This is a genomic window from Thauera phenylacetica B4P, assembly GCF_000310225.1.
Taxonomy (GTDB): Bacteria; Pseudomonadota; Gammaproteobacteria; order Burkholderiales; family Rhodocyclaceae; genus Thauera; species Thauera phenylacetica.
Genome location: NZ_AMXF01000567.1, coordinates 1 through 627 on the forward strand (window position 1 = coordinate 1; position 627 = coordinate 627).

The 627-nt window shown below is 74.3% G+C and carries 1 protein-coding gene; it reads left to right on the forward strand.

Annotation, left to right across the window (positions count from 1 at the left end; all coding sequences use genetic code 11):
* On the forward strand, nucleotides 1-585 hold a 585-nt coding region (locus C667_RS23715), incomplete at its 5' end, for a tellurite resistance TerB family protein (RefSeq protein ID WP_004391937.1).
* Nucleotides 586-627 lie beyond the last annotated feature (42 nt).

Genomic DNA, 627 nt, shown 5'->3' on the forward strand with positions numbered 1-627 from the left:
GCCACGAGCGGCGGTGGCGGTGGCCTGGGCGATCTGCTCGGCGGCTTGCTCGGCGGCGGCGCCACGGGCAGCGCGGGTACGCGCAGCGGCGGCGGCAACGCCGGGATGGCCATCCTCGCCACGATCGCGATGGCGGCGCTGAAGAACTGGACCGACGGTCGCCGCGCGCAGGCTGCGATGGCACCCGACACCGCGGGCTTCGCCGCCCCCGAGCTCGAGAGCATGACCGCCCCCGCCACCGAGGAGCTCGTCGTGCGTGCGATGATCTCGGCGGCCAAGGCCGACGGCGAGGTCAGCGAGGACGAGATCCAGCGCATCGTCGGGCGCGTCGGCGCCGACGGCCTGAGCGAGGAGGAGAAGCAGTTCCTGATCGCCGAACTGCGCCGTCCGCTCGACCTCGCGGCGCTCGTCGCCGAGGTCCCCAACGAGATGGTGGCGGCGGAGATCTATGCCGCCTCGCTGCTCGCGATCCAGCTCGACACTCCGGCCGAGGCCGCCTACCTGCGCCAGCTCGCGCAGGCCCTGCGCCTGGACGGCGCGACGCTGTCCCGCCTGCACGAGATCACCGGGGCCACCGCGATCTGAACACCTGCAGCGGATCGCGCCGCCGCAGGCTGCGGCGGCGCG